This window comes from Rhizobacter sp. Root1238 (assembly GCF_001425825.1).
Lineage (GTDB): Bacteria > Pseudomonadota > Gammaproteobacteria > Burkholderiales > Burkholderiaceae_C > Rhizobacter.
In genome coordinates this window covers 18,253-39,073 of the sequence record NZ_LMDM01000002.1, presented here as the reverse complement: position 1 = coordinate 39,073, position 20,821 = coordinate 18,253, and the positions used below count along the sequence as shown (strand labels likewise).

The 20,821-nt window shown below is 69.6% G+C and carries 19 protein-coding genes; 9 read left to right on the top strand and 10 right to left on the bottom strand.

Annotated features, from left to right (window positions below; all coding sequences use genetic code 11):
* Window positions 1-173 precede the first annotated feature (173 nt).
* Complete coding sequence (locus ASC98_RS02700) at window positions 174-596, top strand: hypothetical protein (RefSeq protein WP_056804992.1); 423 nt, start codon at window positions 174-176, stop codon at window positions 594-596.
* Here ASC98_RS02700 and ASC98_RS02695 read toward each other — a convergent pair.
* Window positions 542-1,099, bottom strand: coding sequence for a DUF308 domain-containing protein (locus ASC98_RS02695; RefSeq protein ID WP_056804990.1), 558 nt, complete (start codon window positions 1,097-1,099; stop codon window positions 542-544). The genes ASC98_RS02700 and ASC98_RS02695 overlap by 55 nt on opposite strands.
* A gap of 434 nt (window positions 1,100-1,533) precedes the next feature.
* Between ASC98_RS02695 and ASC98_RS02690 the strand changes: the two genes are divergently transcribed.
* A complete protein-coding gene (locus ASC98_RS02690; RefSeq protein ID WP_082542206.1) occupies window positions 1,534-4,602 on the top strand; it encodes a di-heme oxidoredictase family protein in 3,069 nt (1,022 codons plus the stop codon).
* A 95-nt stretch (window positions 4,603-4,697) separates the two neighbouring features.
* Here the strand turns inward: ASC98_RS02690 and ASC98_RS02685 are convergent, their stop codons facing one another.
* Both ASC98_RS02685 and ASC98_RS02680 read right to left on the bottom strand, forming a co-directional pair.
* Window positions 4,698-4,940, bottom strand: a complete 243-nt coding sequence (locus ASC98_RS02685; RefSeq protein WP_056804980.1) for a glutaredoxin domain-containing protein — start codon at window positions 4,938-4,940, stop codon at window positions 4,698-4,700.
* 46 nt (window positions 4,941-4,986) lie between these two features.
* Window positions 4,987-5,388 (bottom strand): nuclear transport factor 2 family protein, encoded by a 402-nt coding sequence (locus ASC98_RS02680; protein WP_056804977.1) that lies wholly within the window; start codon window positions 5,386-5,388, stop codon window positions 4,987-4,989.
* 125 nt (window positions 5,389-5,513) lie between these two features.
* On the opposite strand from ASC98_RS02680, the gene ASC98_RS02675 reads away from it, so the two are divergent.
* The 4 genes from ASC98_RS02675 to ASC98_RS02660 are packed head-to-tail and all read left to right on the top strand — an operon-like array spanning window position 5,514 to window position 9,099.
* Window positions 5,514-6,722, top strand: coding sequence for a hypothetical protein (locus tag ASC98_RS02675; protein ID WP_056804974.1), 1,209 nt, complete (start codon window positions 5,514-5,516; stop codon window positions 6,720-6,722).
* A 13-nt stretch (window positions 6,723-6,735) separates the two neighbouring features.
* The gene (locus tag ASC98_RS02670) at window positions 6,736-7,377 is read left to right on the top strand and encodes a TerD family protein (RefSeq protein ID WP_056804971.1); all 642 of its coding nucleotides are present in this window, start codon (window positions 6,736-6,738) and stop codon (window positions 7,375-7,377) included.
* Window positions 7,378-7,411: 34 nt separating this feature from the next.
* A complete protein-coding gene (locus ASC98_RS02665; RefSeq protein WP_056804969.1) occupies window positions 7,412-8,356 on the top strand; it encodes a hypothetical protein in 945 nt (314 codons plus the stop codon).
* Window positions 8,356-9,099: a VWA domain-containing protein gene (locus ASC98_RS02660; RefSeq protein ID WP_056804967.1), complete on the top strand. Its 744-nt coding sequence runs from the start codon at window positions 8,356-8,358 to the stop codon at window positions 9,097-9,099. The genes ASC98_RS02665 and ASC98_RS02660 overlap by 1 nt, the downstream gene beginning before the upstream one ends.
* Before the next feature lie 162 nt (window positions 9,100-9,261).
* On the opposite strand, the gene ASC98_RS02655 is transcribed toward ASC98_RS02660, so the two are convergent.
* From ASC98_RS02655 to ASC98_RS02630, 6 genes are read right to left on the bottom strand one after another with little or no spacing between them, the layout of a single operon-like run.
* Window positions 9,262-10,869, bottom strand: coding sequence for a gamma-glutamyltransferase family protein (locus ASC98_RS02655; protein ID WP_056804964.1), 1,608 nt, complete (start codon window positions 10,867-10,869; stop codon window positions 9,262-9,264).
* Between the two features lie 15 nt (window positions 10,870-10,884).
* Window positions 10,885-11,769 (bottom strand): ABC transporter permease, encoded by an 885-nt coding sequence (locus ASC98_RS02650; protein WP_056804961.1) that lies wholly within the window; start codon window positions 11,767-11,769, stop codon window positions 10,885-10,887.
* Window positions 11,770-11,771: 2 nt separating this feature from the next.
* The gene (locus ASC98_RS02645) at window positions 11,772-12,713 is read right to left on the bottom strand and encodes an ABC transporter permease (protein ID WP_056804957.1); all 942 of its coding nucleotides are present in this window, start codon (window positions 12,711-12,713) and stop codon (window positions 11,772-11,774) included.
* A gap of 7 nt (window positions 12,714-12,720) precedes the next feature.
* On the bottom strand, window positions 12,721-14,223 hold the full coding sequence (locus ASC98_RS02640; protein WP_056805443.1) for an ABC transporter substrate-binding protein: 1,503 nt from the start codon (window positions 14,221-14,223) through the stop codon (window positions 12,721-12,723).
* Between the two features lie 31 nt (window positions 14,224-14,254).
* Window positions 14,255-15,337, bottom strand: coding sequence for an ABC transporter ATP-binding protein (locus tag ASC98_RS02635; protein ID WP_056804954.1), 1,083 nt, complete (start codon window positions 15,335-15,337; stop codon window positions 14,255-14,257).
* Entirely contained in the window at window positions 15,334-16,305 is a 972-nt protein-coding gene (locus tag ASC98_RS02630) for an ABC transporter ATP-binding protein (RefSeq protein WP_056804951.1), read from the bottom strand. Before ASC98_RS02630 ends, ASC98_RS02635 begins: the two co-directional genes overlap by 4 nt.
* A gap of 195 nt (window positions 16,306-16,500) precedes the next feature.
* Here ASC98_RS02630 and ASC98_RS02625 point away from each other — a divergent pair, with 195 nt between their 5' ends.
* Window positions 16,501-17,451 (top strand): Fic family protein, encoded by a 951-nt coding sequence (locus ASC98_RS02625; protein WP_056804947.1) that lies wholly within the window; start codon window positions 16,501-16,503, stop codon window positions 17,449-17,451.
* 146 nt (window positions 17,452-17,597) lie between these two features.
* Window positions 17,598-18,515, top strand: coding sequence for a hypothetical protein (locus ASC98_RS02620; protein WP_056804944.1), 918 nt, complete (start codon window positions 17,598-17,600; stop codon window positions 18,513-18,515).
* A gap of 33 nt (window positions 18,516-18,548) precedes the next feature.
* Here the strand turns inward: ASC98_RS02620 and ASC98_RS02615 are convergent, their stop codons facing one another.
* A complete protein-coding gene (locus ASC98_RS02615; protein WP_056804940.1) occupies window positions 18,549-19,406 on the bottom strand; it encodes a LysR family transcriptional regulator in 858 nt (285 codons plus the stop codon).
* Between the two features lie 96 nt (window positions 19,407-19,502).
* On the opposite strand from ASC98_RS02615, the gene ASC98_RS02610 reads away from it, so the two are divergent.
* Window positions 19,503-20,813 carry an aspartate aminotransferase family protein gene (locus ASC98_RS02610; protein ID WP_056804936.1) on the top strand — a complete coding sequence of 437 codons (1,311 nt, stop codon included), beginning with the start codon at window positions 19,503-19,505 and terminating at the stop codon, window positions 20,811-20,813.
* Window positions 20,814-20,821 lie beyond the last annotated feature (8 nt).

Sequence of the window (20,821 nt, the reverse complement as noted above, 5' to 3'; positions counted from 1 at the left end):
AAGCGTCGATCACCTTGCGGTCATGCGCACCGGACGGGGACTCCCTACATTCGCGGCTCGTCCCGAAGCAGCAGTCCCCGAGGTGTCCCGATGAAGCTTTCACCGCACTCGACAGCGGCGCTGATGATGCGCGCCGCCGGCCTGGCCGAAGCCGAGCGACGGGTGAACGTCGCATGAACCTGCCGCTCGTGATCGCCGAGATGGGCCGCATGGCCGGTCAACCGGGCATCCTGGGCTGCGCCCTGGTGGACGCGGCCACCGGGCTGGTGTGGCATGCCAGCGCCGGCACGCCGGGCACCGGGCGTGCCTGGGAAGCGGCCGTCGACCACTGGCGGCTGCACGACCGGCAGAAGCTGCACTTTGCCGGGCTGGGCACGCTGGCGGCGGCCGTCATGTACCACGCGAACGGCGTGCTGGCGGTGTTCCCGTGCAGCAGCGAGCCCGACCTGTTGCTCGTCGCGCACGGCCGCCACCGCGGCGTCGACTGGCTGGCCTGGCGGTGCATGGTGCGCACGCTGGGCCGCTTGCTGAATCCCCGAGGTCAGGGGCTCGTGCGTTCGCGGTACAGCAGCACCGCCCCCGAGATCAGGAAGTAGAGCGCCCCCACCGCCGCATACCCTGCGAGGTTCTGCAGCATCGGGTTGGGTTCGCTCGCCTGCTTCACGAAGAAGATGCCGGCGAGCGCCGACTGTGCCCCGCTGAGCGCCATCGCCCACTGCGCGCCGAAGTGCTTCCAGCGCCGCACGGCGGTCCCCAGCTGCAGCACGCCGGAGAGCACCGCCCAGGCGCCGAACACGACGAACACGGCCGGCATGCCGCGCCCCACCGCCACCGCCATCGCGACCGTGGTGATGGCACTCACCACCACGTTGATCGTCTGCGTCGTGTTCGCCGACATGCCGCCCGACTGGCGTGCATCGACGGCGTTCGCCAACGCATCCCACGCGGGGTACACGACCAGCAGCACGCCCGCCACGACGGGTGACGTCCGCGCCACCGTGAAGGCCAGCACCACCCAGGCGATGGAAAAGGCGGCACGCGTGACATAGAGCGTTCTCAACCAGCGGGCGTTCGCCGGGGCAAGGGTCGGAGTGATCATGGCTTGAGGTCGTCGGGAAGTTGGTCTCGGAAGTGTCCGGCGGGCCGCTCGCCCGCGGCATCGGACGATTGACCGATGCCGTCGAACGCCGAATGGAACCCATCGTCGTTTCAAGGAGGTCCGTCGCAGCGGCAGCGGCCCGATCCTTGTCACCGCGAGCGCTGCGGTGCCGCGATGGCCGCCGCAAACTGTTGCCGCGGGTCCCGATGGGTCAGGCTTGTATCGAGTTGTTTCTGGCGTGAGAACGGTCCTCTTTTGCGGACGGGCTTGCCGCCTCGCGTGCGGCAGGACCGCGCAGAGGAACCGGTTCCGCAGCACCGCGGCTGGCATCAAACCTGCGCATTACCTCTCGTACGCGCCATGCACTGAGGATTGCTGAAATTCTCGCGGCGCCCGATTCCAAGCAGACCCAGACGATCAAAGGACCTGTCAGCATGAAGCACACGATTCCCGGGGACCCGCACCGGCCGCGCACAGCGCTGGTGGCACTGAGTTCCCTCTTCCTCGCAGCGGCCGTCCTCAGCGGGTGCGGCGGCAAGGATGCGGATTCAGCCTCGGGCGCGAGCCCGGTCGGCGCGCCGTCGCCGCAATCGCCGGCCGAGCCGCCCGCCCAGCCTCCGGCCAGCGATCCTAATCCGCCGAATCAGGAGAACCCGCCGGCTCCGACTCCCCCGTCGATTCCGTCCGGCAGCGCACCCGCCGCGCCGGCGCCGACGCCTGCGCAGCAACTGCCTGCCGGCGTCGACATGAGCAAGCCCGGCACCGCCGTCGCACCGACCAAGGCCACCGCTTCGAGCGCCAACGGCGACAACACCGCCGACAAGGCGATCGACGGCAAGGCCACGCAGGACAGCCGCTGGGAAAGCTCGCGCAGCGACGACAACTGGATCCAGTTCGACTTCGGCATCAAGACCCAGCTCGGCTACCTGAAGCTGGTGTGGGAAGCCGCGTACGCGAAGGAGTACGCGATCCTCGTCTCCGATGACGGCTCGACCTGGTACCAGCTGCGCTACGTCGCCGACGGCAAGGGCGGCACCGAAGAGTTCTACAACCTGAACGCCAACGTCCGCTACGTGCGCATCAGCGGCGTCAAGCGCGCCACCGGCTACGGCTACTCGATCATCGAGGCGAGCTTCAAGTCGCCGGGCAGCGACAACACGCTGGGCTCGGCGGTCACGGCCTCGGTGATCCCGCACCCGGCCGACGGCAGCAACCTGATCCCGCCGGCGGCGCAGCAGCCGCCGATCGATACCGTCCAGTTCACGCTGCCCGACGGCACGCTGGTGACCCGCGTCGGCTTCGTCGGCCGCTCGCGTCACGCACGCGAGCGCGGCGAGGACTGGAACGAAGCCGGCTACGGCGCGAACGAGACCGTCGATGCCGCCGGCAACCCGGTGGACAAGGGTCCCGGTGCGCACCTGAACTTCGTGGCCAACTACTTCGCCTTCCGCACCTGGGGTGTCGAGTTCATCGACAACAGCAAGGTGAGCGGCGTCACCAAGCCGAAGATCATCGTCAACCAGTACTACCAGCAGCCGCAGTTCGGCGGCGGCCACTCCTTCGTCCGCGGATTCGACAACCCCAACACCACCGGCTTCGGCTGGATGAGCCCGGGCGACCTGCTGGACGACACGAAATACACCGACGGCTTCGTCAACAAGGCCTCGTGCCCGGTGGTGCCGAAGCCGCCGCAGAACGCGCTCGCCAGCCCGACCAGCGGCTACAACGGCGTGATCGGCGCGAACGACGGCTGCAGCGTGGTGTTCGACACCTTCCCCGGCCATTCCGCGCTGTCGACCAACGCCAACGGCGTGCTGGCCCGCAGCGCCGACGTGCCCGGCGCCACGCAGTTCTACGACTACGCGGTGACCTTCGACCCCGCCACCGACAGGACGACGACCGCCACCCCGGTGACCACCAAGACCGTCCCGGCGCGCTCGCTGAAGGTGGGTGACGTGGTGGAGTTCTCGCCGTCGTTCTTCTCGACGACCGAGATCATGAAGGCGCTCGGCACCAGCGATGGCCATCGCTACTACACCAACGAGCTGAGCTACGTGGTCGGTGCCGGCCTGCGTCCGTACTACGGTGCGCAGCCGCGCCTGAACAACACGCCGCTGCCGTCCGCGACCTTGCAGGGCGGCCTCGGGTCGGTCTCGTACGACTACGCCGACAACTCGAACTTCGTCTTCCAGCAGCCGCACAACAACATCGGCATGCAGAACATGCAGCGCTTCGTGGAAGGCCGCCGCTGGTTCCACACCAGCATGCAGACCGGTGACCACACCGAGAACGGCAACGACCGCAACGCGGCCGCGGTGGGCCTGCAAGGGCCGATGTTCAACCAGTCGACCTGCTTCGGCTGCCACGTCAACAACGGCCGCAGCCTGGCCCCGACCGTCGTCAACCAGAAGATCGACACGATGGCGGTGCGCACGGCCGCCGTCGATGCGAACGGCCAGCAGCTGCCGCACCCGATGTACGGCCTGGGCGCGCAGATGAACGCCAAGGCATCGACCGACGGCGTACGTCGCGACTGGGGCACGGCCGTGCACGTGTCCGGCTTCGAGCTGAAGACGGTGAAGCTGGCCGACGGCACCTCGGTGGAACTGAGCAAGCCGGTGGTGGCCTTCGACGGCCCGACGCCGGCGGTGTACTCGGTGCGCAGCGCCCAGCCGGTGATCGGCATGGGCCTGCTCGAGGCGATCCCGGATGCCGACATCATTGCGCGTGCCAAGGCCACCCCGGATGCCGACGGCGTCAAGGGCGTCGCCAACTTCGCGTACGACCCGGAAACCGGCAAGGTTCGACTGGGCCGCTACGGCTGGAAGGCCTCGAAGGTCAGCCTGCGCCACCAAGCCTCGGCGGCCGCGCTGCTCGACATGTCGGTCACCTCGCCGGTCTACCCGAACCGCGACTGCCTGTTCGGCCCGGCGAAGTGCAGCATCGCGAACCGTACCGACACCGGCCTGACAGAAGACGCGCTGAAGCTGCTGGAACGCTACGTGGCCCTGCTGGCCGTGCCGGCGCAACGCAGCGTGGCGAGCGGCTACCCGAAGGGTGTGACGCCGCTGGCTGCGCTGAACCCGGACGTCAGCAAGATCGCTGCCGGCGCCACGGTGTTCAACACCATCAAGTGCCAGAGCTGCCACGTCACCGACATGACGACCGGCTCCACCAGCGAGTTCCAGGAAGTGCGCGAGCAGAAGATCAAGCCCTACACCGACATGCTGTTGCATGACATGGGCGCCGACCTGGGCGACGGCCTGACCGAAGGCCTGGCCACCGGCAACATGTGGCGCACCTCGCCGCTGTGGGGCATCGGCTACACCGAGCTGGTGGCCGGCAAGACCATCAAGGTCGGCTACCTGCACGACAGCCGCGCCCGCAACCTGACCGAAGCCATCATGTGGCACGGTGGCGAAGGCGCGGCCAGCCGCGATCGCTTCGCGTTGCTGAGCAAGGCCGACCGGGACGCCATCCTGGCCTTCCTCGGATCGCTGTAACGCCTGCACCGGGCCTTCGAGGCCCGGCATCGCAAGCCAGACCGCCGCCCTTCGAGGCGGCGGTTTTCATTTCAACGGTGGAAGGTCGGTGACGCTCAGCGCCCGAGCTGCGCCAGCGCCGCCTGCAGTCCCGCCAGGCCGCCCACCCGCTGGTCGTTGATGAAGACCTGTGGCATCTGGCGCACCGACGGGCCGCATTTCTCGAAGAACGCCAGGCGCTCGGCCTCGTCGTCGATGCGGATCTCCTCGTAAGGGAGGGAGCGGGACGTCAGCAGCATCTTGGCCGAGTCGCATTGCGGGCAGGCCGATTTCGAATAGACGACGATGTTCAGGTTCATGCGCCGCAGTTTACGGGCGCCCTCCACCGCCCGCTGACCGCGGCCTTCAATGCTTCGTCGGTGCGGCCTCGGCCGGCGTCTCGGTGTGCATCACGCACTGCCAGCCCTTGCCGTTCTTCACCCACGTCGAGCTGTCGTTCATCTCCTGCTGCGTGGCCTTGCTCTCGCCACGCGGCGCGACGCTCTGCTTGACGTGGTAGGTCACGATCGCGGTCGCGTCGTTCGGGAACACCACCTCCACGTCGCTCAGTTCGAACGAGGTCACGATCATGTTCCCCTGCTCCGCCATCTTGCGGTAGCTCGCATGGTCGAACTTCATCGCGCCGTGCGAGCTGACCATCAGCGACGGTTCGCTCAGCATCTGCAGCGCGGTATCGGTGTCCTGGTTGACCATCGACTGCCAGAACTTCTTTTCCAGGTCGATGAGTGTCTTTTGCGGTGTCGGCATCTGGGACTCCTTTCAACAACAGGGTCCCCATCCTGCGACTCCTGTGCGCGAGGGACATCGGAGAAGAGGGGGTTCCCCCGTAGGTGGGCTCCTACACCGGCAGCGCTTGTATGAGAATGGCGCCCATGACCGACCCCAACGCCATCGTGGCCACGGCGCCCTCCTCGCCGTCGACAACGCAGTCGTCCTTGACGCTGAGCCTGCCGCAGAACTTCCCGCTGGCCTTGTCGCCGCAGCAGCAGGACAGCCTGCTGGCCCGGGTCGACGCCTTCCGGTTCGGCGAGATCTCGCAGCACGACATCGCCTCGCTCGGCCTCGAGCCCGAACTGGCACTGAACCGCACGCTCGACGGCTTCCTGTCGCGCATCGACAAGAGCACCTCGCCACAGCTGTTCACGCTGGTCGCCTCGCTGAACCAGCAGGTGCAGGACGAGAACCTGCCCGAGCTGGCGAACCGCATCCTGAACGCGCGCCCGTCGCTGCTGGCGCGCATCCTCGGCCTCTTCAACCCGAAGTCGCTGCGCCAGGCCGCCCACCGCGCCTATGAAGAGGCGGCGCGCGTCGCATCGGGCCGCTCGAAGGCGCTGTCCGAACTGATTGGCGGCATGGAAACCAAGCTGCGCGCCGAGATGACGCGCCTCAACGAGGAGCTGCGCCACCTCGACACCGTGAAGGCCGAGTACCGCAAGAGCTTCGTCGCCTTCGCCGAAGACGCGGCCTTCCTGAACAGCGTGCTGGCGAAGGCGCGCACCGAGGTCGCCGCGATGGAACCGGAGCTCGCCGCCGACCCGCAGCGCCGCCACGACGTGCGCGACAAGCTGCAGTCGCTCGAATCGCGCGCGCTGGCCGTCGAGGCCACGCTGACCAAGCTGCCGGCCGACCAGCTGGTGATCCGCCAGCTGCAGAACGCCGGTGTCGCGACGCTGCAGGAGCTGGCGACGACGATGGCCTCGCGCTTCGCGAGCATCAAGATGACGCTGCTGACCATCCACGGCGCGCGCATGGTGCAGGACCTGCAGCGCCTGGCCCAGCAGGGCGCCGACCTCGACAGCAACCTGAACAAGGTGCGCGGCATGCTGATGAAGGACGTCGTCGAGACCGCCGCCACCGCGCCCGGCGACAACCGCCTGGCGCAGGCGCAGCAGCTTCAATCGGTGGTGGCCGACACGCAGAGCCTGGTCGCCCTGGTCGACGCCGCGCGCGACACCAACCAGCGCAAGTTCGACGAGGCCCGTGCGCTGATGGCGCAGGCCCGCGAAGACATGCTGACGCTCGGCAAGGGCCTGAACCCCGCCGCCACCGTCGCCGCCCAGTCGTACACCTCCATTCGCTGAAAGACATCCGCCCATGTCCACGCCTTCGCTCAAGCTGAACCTGACCAAGCCCGGCGATGCCGCCCCGAAGCTGTCGCTGTCGCTCGACAAGGGCGAGCGTTTCCGGGTGCGGCTGGCCTGGGACGGCGACACCGACATCGACCTGCACGCGCTGGTCGCGGTGAACACCGGCGGCGGCGCCAAGGTGTCCGACTTCGGCGACATCCTGTCGACCTACAACGTGCAGCGCACGATCCGCGGCCAGGCCACCGGCACGCTGCCGCTGCATGCCGACAAGACCTTCTCGGTGCACGGCGGCGCGCTGGTGCACAGCCCCGACGCGACCGACGGCCTGGCCACCGGCGACGACGAATGGGTGTCGATCCAGCCTGACCGCCTCGCCCCGCCGGCGGCCGGTGTCATCGAGATCCCGCTGGTCGCGATGATCCATCCGCAGGGCTCCGGCCGCTCGTTCCGCAGCGTGAAGAACGCGCGCGTGATCGTCGAGAACGCGCTCGGCAAGGAGCTGCTGAACGTCAGCCTGTCGGACCAGTTCGGCGAGTTCGTCGGCGTGCAGATGGGCTCGATCATGGTCGAGGCCTCGGGCTCGTCCTTCGTCGGCGTCGGGGTCGGCTTCAACAGCGACTTCAACCAGGTGCTGGGCCACTTCTCCTGATGGTCCCAGCGAGGGTCCGCGGCCGGCACAGCGCATGAGCATCAAGGTCACCGTGATCGGCGGCGCGCGCCCGCCCACGCCGGAGACTGCGCCGGAGCCCGGGCCCGCGGCAGGCGTCAAGCCGACGGTGCTGCCGGGATCCACGCTGCCGGCGACCGCGATGCCATCGACGCCGCCCCTCGCCGTCGCGCCGGCCCCGTCGTTCACCGCATCCGCACTGCCCGGCGTGCGACGCAAGCCGGTCGAGGTGACGCTGCCCGACCTGGCACGCCGCTTCCCGCAGGCCGACGCCGCGGCGCTGCAGCGCACCCAAGGCGTGCTGGCCGGCGTGCACGCGGAGAGCCTCGACGCCGCCGGCTGGCTGCGCTTCGGCATGCCCGAGCAGGAAGAGCTTGCGGCGCTGATCCGCCAACGCCTGCAGGTGGCGCAAGAGGCCACGACGCGCAGCGTGCCGCAACACCTGCGCCGGCTGCAGGCGCTGTTGACGGACGTGCTCGAAGCGCTCGATGGCGGCTTCTTCCGCCGGCCGGCCGCCGCGGTGTGGGCCGGACACGAGGCCGAGGTGGTGCAGCTCGAATCGCTGCTCGGCGCCTCGCATGCCGCACTGTCCGACCAGTTGCAGGCGCTCGGCCCGCTGAAGCAGCCGGTGCAGGCCTGCGCCCAGCGGCTTGAAGCCAGCGCGCTGGCAGCCGAATACTTGCTGGACCAGGTCGGCCCGGAAGCGGGCAGCCTGCTGCTCGCGCGGCTCACCTCGCTGACGGGATCGCAGGCGCTGCTGCACGAGCACCGCCTGCACCTGGAGCAGGACGCCGGCCACCTGCAGGAACTGATGACCTGGGTGCAGGACGGCGTGCTGCTGAAGCTGCCCGCGGTCCACGCCCAACTGGCCCGCCTGGCCTCGCGCCCGAGCGAGACGCAGCGTTTCCTGGCGGCCGAGAAACTCACCGACATCCTGCAAACCCTGAAGCGAGCGCTCTGATGGCCCTGACCCTGAACCTCGAAAAGTCTGCCCGCACCCTGGTGCTGAGCCTGGAGAAGGCCGGCATCGCCAAGCCCCCGGCGCTGGAGGTCGGCTTCGGCCTGGACGTCTCCGGCTCGTTCGAGGACGAGCACCGCGCCGGCATCACCGACCGGCTGCTGACGCGGCTGGTGCCGTGGGGCCTGGCCTTCGATCCGGACAAGAAGGTCGAGGTCTTCACCTTCTCGTCCGGCGCGGCCGGCGTGCACGAGGTGGGCGCTGTCGATGCGGGCAACCATGACGGCTATGTCGCCAACAACATCATCGCGAAGGTGCCCGGCTGGAACGGCGGCACCGACTACTCGCACCTGCTGGAGCGCATGCTGAAGCACTTCGGCTGGGCCGGCCCGATCGAGAAGAAGGCCGGCTTCTTCGGCCGGCTGATGGGGCAGAAGGACGAGGTGATCCCGGTCGCGAAGAAGCGCTCGCTGGTGATCGTCGCGACCGACGGCGACAACGCCGACAAGGAGCGCACGCTGCGCGTGCTGCGCGAATCGGAGCAGCGTCAGGACCAGGTCTATTTCCTGTTCCTCGGCATCTCGAACCAGGGCTCGACCTTCCCGTTCCTCGAGCGCATCGGCGACCAGTTCGGCAACACCGGCTTCAAGGCGATCCACAACCTGCGGCAGTTCGTCGGGCAGTCGGATGAGGAGCTGAATTCGCAGCTGATCGATGAAGAGTTGATCGCGTGGTTGAAGGGGTGAACGCGTGAAAGCCCGTTCGCCCTGAGCAGGGACCGAGCTTGTCGAGGGCCCGTCCGTCGAAGGGTTGGATCCGAAGCGCGCAGGGCCTTCGGCAAGCTCAGTCCGACCCTTCGACAAGCTCAGGGCGAACGGGGTTTCTTGGCAACCGCCGGGTTCCTTCGCTCAATATCCCACCGCCTGCCCGTCCCGCCGCGAATCGCTCGCCGCGACGTAGCCGTCCTCCAGGTCGTCGCCCAGCTTCCAGATGAACTGCCCGCTGCCGTAGTCCATGTACGCATCCGGCGTCGCCTCGAAGCGGTGGCCGAGCGCCTTCAGCCCGTCGACCAGCGCCGGTGCCATCGTCGATTCGAAATCCACCGCCAGCCCGTCGCCGACCTTCCAGCGCGGCGCATCGCAGGCGGCCTGTGGCTGCTGGCGGTGCACCAGCATGCGCACCAGCGTCTGCAGGTGGCCTTGCGGCTGCATGTTGCCGCCCATCACGCCGAAGCTCATCTGCGGCTTTCCATCGCGCGTCAGGAAGCCGGGAATGATGGTGTGGAACGGCCGCTTGCCCGGCGCCACCACGTTCGGATGCGACTCGTCGAGCGTGAAGCCGTGGCCGCGGTTCTGCAGGCTCACGCCGGTGCCCGGCACCACCACGCCGCTGCCGAAGCCCATGTAGTTGGACTGGATGAAGCTGACCATCATCCCGCGCTCGTCGGCCGCGCTCAGGTAGATGGTGCCGCCCGCGGGCGGCGTGCCGTGCGCCGGCTCGGACGCGCGCTTCGGGTCGATCAGCTTCGCGCGCTCGCGCAGGTAGCCGTCGCTCAGCAGGTCGGCCGCCGTCACCTCGGTCATCGAGCGCTCGTCGGCGACCCAGCGGTAGGTGTCGGCGAACGCCAGCTTCATCGCCTCGATCTGCAGGTGCTGCGATTCGACGCTGTCGACCGGCAGGCGCCCGAGGTCCAGCCGCTCCAGCATGCCCAGCGCCATCAGCGCGGCGATGCCCTGCCCGTTCGGCGGGATCTCGTGCACCGTGTGGCCGGCAAAGTCCCTGGCGATCGGCGCGACCCACTCCGGCCGGAAGTTCGCGAGGTCCGCCAGCGCCATGCTGCCGCCGTTCGCCTTCGCATGCGCAACCAGCTTCTCGGCGATCTCGCCGCGGTAGAACGCCTCGCCCTTCGTCAGCGCAATCTGCCGCAGCGTGGCACCGGCCGCCGCGAACACGAAGCGCTCGCCGGGCTCGGGGGCCCGCCCGCGCGGCATGAAGGCCTCGGCATAGCCGGGTTGGTCTTTCAGGCCCGGCACCTGGCGGCCCCATTTGTCGGAGACGATGCGGCCCACGCCATGGCCGCGCTCGGCCAGCTCGATGGCCGGCTCCAGCAGGTCGGCGAACGGCAGCCGGCCGAAGCGCTCCGACAGCGCCACCCAGCCCGCCACCGCGCCGGGCGTGGTCACCGTGTCCCAGCCGCGCAGCGGCATCTTGTCGCCGTGCCTGCGGCGGAAGTACGCGGGGTTCCATGCCGCCGGCGCAACGCCGGACGAGTTCAAGCCGTGCAGCGCCTTGCCGTCCCACAGGATCGCGAAGTTGTCGCTGCCGAGCCCGTTCGACACCGGCTCGACGATGGTCAGCGCCGCCGCCGCGGCAATCGCTGCATCGACCGCGTTGCCGCCCTTCAGCAGCATGCGCAGCCCGGCCTGCGACGCGAGCGCCTGCGAGGTCGCGACGACGTTGCGGGCCATCAGCGGGCTGCGGGTGGTCGGGTACGGATTGTTCCAGTCGAAGTTCATCGCGTGTCTCTGGGGTCAGCGCTGGCGCGGGTCCAGCGCATCGCGCAGGCCGTCGCCGAGCAGGTTGAAGGACAGCACCAGCAGGAAGATCGACACGCCCGGCCAGATCGCCATCCACGGTGCCGAGTCGACATAGTTCTTCGCGGTGTTCAGCATGCTGCCCCAACTCGGCGCCGGCGGCTGCTGGCCGAGCCCGAGGAAGGACAGGCTCGCCTCGGCGATCACCGCCGACGCGATCGCCAGCGTCGCCTGCACGATCACCGGCGGCGTGATGTTCGGCAGCACGTGCCGCAGCGCGATGCGCAGCGGCGGGTTGCCGACCGCGCGCGCCGCCTCGATGTAGTCCTCGACCTTCACGTTCAGCACCTGCGCCCGTGCGAGCCGCACGAAGATCGGCGTCGCCGACACCCCGATCGCGATCATCGCGTTCGACAGGCTCGGCCCGAGGAACGCCGCCAGCGCGATCGCGAGGATCAGGAACGGGCAGGCCAGGAAGGCATCGGTGATGCGCGAGATCAGCGCATCGGCAAAACCGCCGAGGAAGCCCGCGGCCAGCCCGATCGGCACACCCAGCAGCAGCGAGATGCTCACCGACACCAGCCCGGCGAGCAGCGATGCGCGCGTGCCCCACACCACGCGCGACAGCACGTCGCGGCCGATCTCGTCGGTGCCGAACCAGTGCTCGGCGTTCGGCGCCTTGCGGATCGCGCTCCAGCTGGTGGCCACCGGGTCCTGCAGCCCGAACCACGGCGCGAACACCGCCATCGCGATGAACAGCAGCACCACCGCGAGGCCGAGCAGCGCGCCGCGGCGGCGCTTCAGCCGGCGCCAGGCGCGGCGCCACGGTCCGGCTTCGGAGCGCGGCGCGGTGGGGGTGGGGACAGGAAGCACGGCAGCCATCGTCAGCGCCTCAGTCGCGGGTTCACCGCAAAGTAGGCCAGGTCGGCCAGCAGGTTGAGCAGCATGTAGGCACTGGCGGTGACGAGCACCACGCCCTGCACCACCGCGTAGTCGCGGTTGAACACCGCATCGACCACCAGCTTGCCGAAGCCCGGGATCGTGAAGACCTGCTCGGTCAGCACCGCGCCCGACAGCAGCGTGCCGAGCTCCAGCGCGCCGAGCGTGATGATCGGCGTCAGCGCGTTGCGCAGCGCGTGCTTCAGCACCACGGTGCGCTCGCCCAGGCCCTTGGCGCGCGCGGTGCGCACGTAGTCGGCCGACATCACCTGCAGCATCGCGCTGCGCGTGTGGCGCATCAGCACCGCGGCGATCGCGTTGCCGAGCACGAAGGCCGGCATGATCATCGCGGCCAGGTTGGCGCCCAGGTCCTCGAACGGGCTCACGTAGCCCGACGCCGGCAGCCAGCCGAGCTGCACCGAGAACAGCAGGATCATCAGGATGCCGAGCCAGAAGTTGGGCGTCGAGATGCCCCACAGCGCGAACGCGTTGGCGGCCCAGTCCCAGGCCGTGCCGCGCCCCACCGCCGAGACGATGCCCGACGGGATGCCGATCAGCAGCGCGATCGCCATCGCCAGCAGCGCCAGCTCCACCGTCACCGGCAGCTTCTGCAGGATCAGCTCGGTCACCGGCTGCTGGTTGCGCACCGATTCGCCAAGGTCGCCCTGCAGCACGCCGCCCACCCAGCGGGCATAGCGCAGCGGCAGCGGCTCGTCCAGGTGCAGCTTGGCGCGCAGGTAGGCCACCACCTGCGGGTCCTGGTCTTCGCCGGCCAGGATCTTGGCCGGGTCGCCGGGCAGCAGCTGCTGCAACCCGAAGATCAGCATCGAGACGAACAGCAGCGTCGGCAGCAGCGTCGCGACGCGCTTGACGAGGTACTCGAACATCAGCGGATCACGGTGCGAGTTTCAGGCCGCCGACGCGCAACAGCCCGTCCGGCACGTTGCGCACGCCGCCGAGCTTCGCGTTGTAGGCCCACAGCCAGTTGCGGTGGTACAGGTAGACGATCGGCCGCTCCTTCAGCACGCGCGCGGCAACCCGCTCGAACACCTTCTTGCGCTCGGCCGGGTCGCGCAGCGCGCGCGACTGGTTCAGCAGTGCATCGGTCTCGGCATCGCAATACCCGGCGTAGTTCAGCGGCTGCTTGCAACCGTGGAAGCTGAACAGGTTGCCGTCCGGATCGGCGCGGCCGCTCCACGCCAGCACCAGCGCCTCGAAGTCGCCCTTGTCGGCCAGGTTCAGCGAGGTCGCGAATTCGGCGGCCTGGATCTTCACGTCGAAGCCGGCCTCGCGCGTCATCGCCTGCACCACCAGCGCCAGGCGCTGCGCGTCCGACGTGGTCGGCGTCACCAGCGTGAAGCTCGGGTTCGGGATGCCGGCCTCCTTCAGCAAGGCCTTCGCCCGCGCGATGTCGCGCTTCGGCACCGGCATGTTCTTCGCGTACCAGGCATTGCCCGGCGCGACCCACTGGTTGCCGACCGTCGCCTCGTTGTCCATCACCACCTGCGCGATGCCCTGGCGGTCGAGCGACAACTCGAACGCCTCGCGCACGCGGGCGTCGCGGCCCAGCGGGTTCTGCTTCGCCTTCTCGCTCTTGGCCAGGTTGATCGTGATGCCCTGGTAGCCGATCTCGGTGATGCGGGAGGTCTTCAGCTTCTTGTCGGCCTGCAGCTTCTCCATGTCGCTGGAGGCCACGCGCTCGATGAAATCGAGCTGGCCCGATTTGAGGTTGGCCAGCCGCACCGTCGCATCGGGGATCGGCGTGTAGACGATCTTGTCGAAGTGGATCGCGTCCTTGTTCCAGTAGGCCGGGTAGCGCTCGAACACCATGCGGTCCTGCGCGACGCGCTCGACGAACCTGAACGGCCCGGCGCACACCGGCTTCGTGCCGAACTTGTCGCCCGCCGCCTGCGCGGCCTTCGGCGACACCATCATGCCGGCCCGGTCGGCCAGCTGCGCGAGCAGCGGCGAGAACGGTGTCGACAGGTTCAGCTTCACCGTCAGCGGGTCCACCACGTCGACGGTGGCCACCGGCGCGAGCTCGCCGCGGCGGTTCGAGCCGGGCAGCGTCTTGTGGCGCTCGATGTTGAACTTGACGGCCGCGGCGTCGAACTTCTCGCCGTCGTGGAAGGTGACGCCCGCGCGCAGTTTCAGCGTCAGCGTCTTGCTGTCGGCCGACCAGTCGTAGCCGGTGGCCAGCTGCGGCTGGATCGCGAGCTTCTCGTCGACATCGAACAGCTTGTCGCACAGCGCGCTGAACACCACGCGGCCGACGAAGCTGCGCGAGAGCGACGGGTCGAGCACGTCGGGGTCTTCGGCCAGGCCGATGCGCAGCGTCTGCGCCGGCGCCAGCCAGGGCACGGTCGCCAGCAGCAGCGCGGGGAGCCATCGGGTCATCGGATGCGTCATCGTCAACTCCAGGAACAGATCAAGGGGTGGGTTCGAAAGCCGCTTGCAGGCGGGCGAGACGGAGGCTGGCCGGCGTGGCCGCGGTCGCCGGATTCAACGGCGGCGACGCCGGCAGCTCGCGCCAGAAATGGCAGGCGACCGCATGGCCGTCGTGCAGCTCGAGCGGCGGCGCCTGCTGCACGCAGCGCTCGCGCGCATGCGCACAGCGGGTGTGGAAATGGCAGCCCGTGGGCGGGTTGACGGGGCTCGGCACATCGCCGGCCAGCAGCACGCGCTGGCGTTCCGGCCCGGGCTCCCGAACCGGGAAAGGGCGCGGAATCGCCGACAGCAGCGCCTGCGTGTAGGGGTGCCGCGGCGCCGCGAACAGCGCGCGCTTGTCGGCCAGTTCGACCACGCGGCCGAGGTACATCACCGCGACCCGCGTCGCGATGTGCTTGACCACCGCCAGGTCGTGCGCGATGAACAGGTAGGCGATGCCGAAGCGGCGCTGCAGGTCCTGCAGCAGGTTCACCACCTGCGCCTGCACCGAGACGTCGAGCGCCGACACCGCCTCGTCGCAGACGATCAGCCGGGGCTCGACCGCCAGCGCCCGCGCGATGCCGATGCGCTGGCGCTGCCCGCCGGAGAACTCGTGCGGAAAGCGCTGCGCATGCTCGGACGCGAGCCCCACGGTGTGCAGCAGCTCGGCGACGCGCTCGCGGTGCCGGCCGGCGTGCAGGCCGTGCAGCATCAGCGGTTCGGTGAGCGTCTGGCCGACCGTCATGCGCGGGTTCAGCGACGAGAACGGGTCCTGGAAGATGATCTGCATCGCGCGGCGCCGCGCACGCAATGCGGCGGCGTCGAGCGTGCCCAGGTCCTGCCCGTCGAAGCGCACCTGCCCGGCGCTCGGCTCGATCAGCCGCAGCACCAGCCGGCCCAGCGTCGACTTGCCGCAACCCGATTCACCGACCACGCCCAGCGTCTCGCCGCGCTCGATCACCAGGTCGACGCCGTCGACCGCGCGCACCGCGCCCTTCGCGCGGCCGAACAGCCCGCGGCGCACTGGGAAGTGCTTGACCAGGCCCTCCACCTTCAACAACGGATCGCCGATGGGATCGCTCATGGCAATGGGGCCCTCCAGCAGGCCGCCTCATGGCGCGGCGCGAGCTCGTACAACTCGGGCGCGGCCTCGCGGCAGCGCGGCTCGACGAACGGGCAGCGGTCGGCGAAGCTGCAGCCCGGCGGGCGACGCAGCGGGCTCGGCACCTGGCCGTCGATCGATGCGAGCCGCGTGCGTTCGCCGTCGAGCCGCGGCACCGCACCGAGCAGGCCGATCGTGTACGGATGCTGCGGCGCCTCGAACAAGGCCTGCACCGGTGCGCGCTCGACGATGCGCCCGGCATACATCACGACCACCTCGTCGGCCACCTCGGCCACCACCCCCAGGTCGTGCGTGATCAGGATGACGGCGGTGCCGGTCTCCTGCTGCAGCGAGCGCATCAGCGAAAGGATCTGCGCCTGGATCGTCACGTCGAGCGCGGTGGTCGGCTCGTCGGCGATCAGCAGCCGCGGCTCGCAGGCGAGCGCCATCGCGATCATCGCGCGCTGGCGCATGCCGCCGGAGAGCTGGTGCGGGTGCTCGTCGAAGCGCTGCTCGGGCGCCGGGATGCGCACCTTGCGCAGCATCGCGAGGGCCTGTTCGCGGGCTTCGCTGCGGTCGATGCGGCGGTGGCGCAGCAGGCCCTCGACGATCTGCTCGCCGATCGTGAACACCGGGTTCAGCGACGACATCGGCTCCTGGAAGATCATCGCGATGCCGTTGCCGCGCAGGTCCTGCATCTGCCGGGCCGGCGCGCCCACCAGCTCGCGGCCTTCGAAGCGGATCGAGCCGCCCTCGATGCGCCCGGGCGGCGACGGCACCAGGCCCATGATCGACAGCGAGGTCACGCTCTTGCCGCAGCCCGACTCGCCGACGATCGCGAGCGTGCGACCGGCCTGCACCTCGAAGCTGACGCCGTCGACCGCGGGGAATTCGCCGTCGTCTGTCCTGAAGATGGTGCGCAATTGGCGCACTTCGAGCAGGGCCGTCATGGCGCCTTGTCCTTCACGGCCGACCGCAAGCGCTGGGCACAACGCACCGCCGCAAGCGCTTCAGCGAAGCGCATGCAAACATGATCTCAACGACATATTCGTGTTCTCGGGCAGAAGACCGGCAGGGTTGCAAGCTGTGTGCCACGCCCCTGTCGACGGCTCGTGAGCCGAGCCGAGACCCCTAGAATTCGGCTCATGGTTTCCACCCGGCGCCTCTATGTCTGGCAGCGGTCGAGCTGGCCTGCGCTGACCTTCGACCACCAGCGGGTGGGGCCTGCGCTGGCGCACGCCCGCCGCCTGCAAGGCGTGGTCGAAGGCAAGGCGCTGGCGATCGGCATCGAGCGCGACGGGCAGGTCGCGCGCGAGCTGATGGAAGACGAAGTGATCTCCACCGCCGCCATCCAGGGCGAGCGTCTCGACCTCGCCGCGGTGCGGTCCTCGGTGTTGCGCCAGCTCGGACTGGACGCGACCGGCCCTCGCGACCGCCAGGTCGAAGGCCTGGTCGAGGTGCTCGACGATGCGATGAACGGGTTTGCGGCGCCGCTCGACGGCGAGCGCCTGCAGCGCTGGCAGTCGGCCCTGTTCGCCGGCGGGGCGGGCGGCACCCGCCCCGTCGCCGTGGGCCGCTATCGGTCCGGGCCGATGCAGATCGTCACCGGCCTGCCCGGCCACGAGGTGGTCAGCTACGACGCCCCGCCGTCGCGCCGGGTCGCGAAGGAGATGGACCGTTTTCTCGCGTGGTTCGCGAAGACCACGCCGGTGCCGGGCCGCCTGCCTCCGCTCGACGGGCTGGCGCGTGCCGCGCTGGCCCACCTCTGGTACGAGACCATCCATCCGTTCGAGGACGGCAACGGCCGCGTCGGCCGCGCGCTCGTCGACATGGCGCTCGCGCAAGACCACCGCGTCGCGGTGCGGCTGTACAGCCTGTCGCGCCAGCTGCTCGCGTCGCGCAAGGACTACTACGACGCATTGAACGCCGCCCAGCGCGGCAACGGCGACGCAACCGACTGGGTGCTGTGGTTCGCGCAGCAGTTCGCGCTGGCGTGCGAGCGCTCGATCCAGGTGATCGATCGCGCGATCGAGAAGGCCGGCGCCGGCCGCATCCGCAGGGTGACCGTTCATTTCAGCGGCGACACAGTCGTGTGATTTCGGTGCGGCGCGTAAGCACTTCACCTGCTTCCGCTGCAATTGGTAAGTGCCGGCCGATGCGGCTTACGAAGCCGCGACAGCGCCGGCGCGCGCTCCTACATTGCGCTGCCCGAGACCCACAACTCAATCAGAGGAGTTCGAACATGACATCGAAATTCGCCCCCGCATTCACCTGGTCCGCCCTGGCCTTGGCCAGCGCCCTGCTCTTCGGTTGCGGCGGCGCCGACAAGAGCGCCGACAACGAGTCGGCCGCATCGGTCACCGTCAGCGAGTCCGCCACCGGCCTGTCGGTGAAAACCAGCACCGGTGAAAGCAGCCGCTTCAACGGCAGCCATGTCGAAGCCGCGCTGTACACCTTCGCGGCCAAGATCGCTGCCGGCACCGACGCCGGCCAGGCGCTCGACGGCACGCTGGTGCTGCAGAGCGTCGCGCAGGACGACGGCAGCACCGCCCTCACCGGCAAGCTGATCGGCGGCAAGCTGACCGCCGCACCGAGCGATGCGGTGCTCGCGCTGCAAGCCGAATTCACCACCGCACTGGAAGCACTGAAGACCGCGTACAAGACCGACGTCGAGGCGCTGCAGGCGACGCTGAAGGCCGCGCTTGAAGCCGCCGCGACACCCGATGCCGGCCACCGCCTGAACGAGGCCCAGCGTGCTGCGATCAAGACCTTCATCGATGCGGTGAAGACCCGCACCGAGCAGTTCAAGACCGACAGCACCGCGCTGGTCACCAGCTACCAGGAGAAGGTGGTGGCGGCCGGCGGCGATGCGAGCAGCATCGGGCTGTGGGGCAGCCACGGCGGCAAGCAGCATGGCCGCAAGACGGTCTACGACGTGACCGGCACGCAAGCCGCCGACGGCAGCCTGACGCTGAAGCTGACGGCCGGCGACACCGTGCTGACCGGCACCGGCACGCTGGCCGCCGATGGCAGCCTGGCGGGCACGCTCGCCGGCCCGGCCACCGACGACACCGGCACCTGGCAGGCCACCGCGCTGTTCAAGCCGACGCCGACCCCGCCGTCGCCGCCGGCTTCGTCGGCCAGCGGCGTGATCCACTGACCGGGTCCGTCGAACAGCCCGACTCGTCGGGCATCAGGCCTGCGGCAATGCCTGCCGCACGTGCGCGCCGAAGGCCGACACCAGGGCCGACGGCTGCTCGCGGTCGAACGCCAGTGCGATGCCGACCGTCGGCAGCGCGGGCAGGTCGGCACCGGCCGGCAGCACCTGCAGATCGTCGGGCACGGCGGTCTGCGTCAGCACCGTGACCGCCTGCCCCGAGCGCGCCATCGCGACCAGTCCCGCGAGGCTGCTGCTCGCGCAGGCCAGCCGGTACGCGCGACCGGCCGCTTCGAGCGCCTGGCGCGGCGCCTGGTGGTCGAACGCGTCCGGCGCGCCGAGCGCCAGCGGCAGCGGGTCGAGCGACGCCGCACTGCCGCCGCGCTGCCCGACCCACACCAGCGGCTCGCGGCGGATCGCGTCGGCGCCCTCCAGGTGGCCGGTGACCGACACCAGCGCCAGGTCGATCGCATGCCGCGCCAGCAGCTCGCGCAGCCGCGGCGTCGGCGCGCACACCACCTCCAGCTGCACGCGCGGGTTCAGGCTCGCGAAGCCGCGCAGCAAGTGCGGCAGGAACACCACCGCATAGTCGTCCGGGCAGCCGAAGCGCAACACGCCCGACAGCTGTTCGCCACGCAGCTCGGCCAGCGTCTCGTCGTGCAGCCCGAGCAGCTGCCGCGCGTGAGCCAGCAGCCGCTCGCCGGCCGCGGTGAGCGTGACCCCGCGGCCGGTGCGAAACAGCAGCGGCTGCTCGACCACGCCCTCCAGCCGCTGCATCTGCATGCTCAGCGCCGACTGCGTGCGCCCGACGCGCGCGGCCGCCTGGCCCAGCACGCCGGTCTCGGCGATCGCAACGAAGCTGCGCAGCAGGTCGATGTCGAGGGATTGGCCCACGGTATGAGTTCTCCTGATGGCTCGTTCCAAAACTATTCGCTTCACGAAGCGGGTGCCGGTGCGTAAGGTGCCACAACTCCATCACGAGGTACCGACATGAGCAGGAACGACGACCCGCAATTCTGGCAACAGGCCCGGCGGCACCTGGTGCGCTACGGCGGCAGCTTCGAGCCGCTGATCATCGAGCGTGCCAAGGGCAGCTTCGTCTACGACGCCGACGGCCGCGCGATCCTCGACTTCACGTCCGGCCAGATGAGCGCGGTGCTCGGGCATTCGCATCCGGACATCGCCGCGGTCGTCACCGAGCAGATCCACTCGCTCGACCACCTGTTCAGCGGCATGCTGTCGCGACCGGTCGTCGAGCTGGCGGCCCGGCTCGCGCGCCATGCGCCGGCCGGGCTGGAGCGCTGCCTGCTGCTGAGCACCGGGGCCGAATCCAACGAGGCCGCACTGCGCATGGCCAAGCTGGTGACCGGCGGGCACGAGGTGGTCGGCTTCACGCAGTCGTGGCACGGCATGACCGGCGCCGCGGCGTCGGCCACCTACAGCGCCGGGCGCAAGGGCTACGGGCCGGCATCGGTCGGCTCGATGGCGATCCCGGCACCGAATGCGTACCGGCCGCGCTTCACGACGCCCGACGGCGCACTCGACTGGCGCCGCGAACTCGACGACGGCTTCGAGCAGGTCGACCGCCAGTCCACCGGCGCACTGGCCGCGTTCATCGCCGAGCCGATCCTCAGCAGCGGCGGCATCCTCGAACTGCCGACCGGCTACATGGCGGCGCTGAAGCAGAAGTGCGTCGAGCGCGGCATGCTGCTGATCCTCGACGAGGCGCAGACCGGCATCGGCCGCACCGGGCTGATGTTCGCGTGCGAACGCGACGGCGTGGCGCCCGACATCCTGACGCTGTCGAAGACGCTGGGCGCTGGGCTGCCGCTGGCGGCCGTGGTGACCACCGCGGCGATCGAGGAAGAAGCCCATGCGCGCGGCTTCCTGTTCTACACGACGCACGTGTCCGACCCGCTGCCGGCGGCGGTCGGCCTGAAGGTGCTCGACGTGGTCGAGCGCGATGGGCTGGTCGAACGCGCCTGCGTCGCCGGCGAGCGGCTGCTGCAGGGGCTGCGGCGGCTGCAATCGAAGCACGAGTGCATTGGCGACGTGCGCGGGCGCGGCCTGCTGCTCGGGCTGGAGGTGGTCAAGAACCGCGACACCAAGGAGCCCGCCTTCGCGCTCGGCGAGGCGATCACGCGCGAATGCATGAAGCTCGGGCTCAGCATGAACATCGTCAAGCTGCCGGCGATGGGCGGGGTGTTCCGGGTCGCGCCGCCGCTGACGGTCAGCGACGGCGAGATCGACCTGGGGCTGGAGCTGCTGGACAAGGCGATCGAGGGAGCCGTCCGCCGGTGACCCCAACC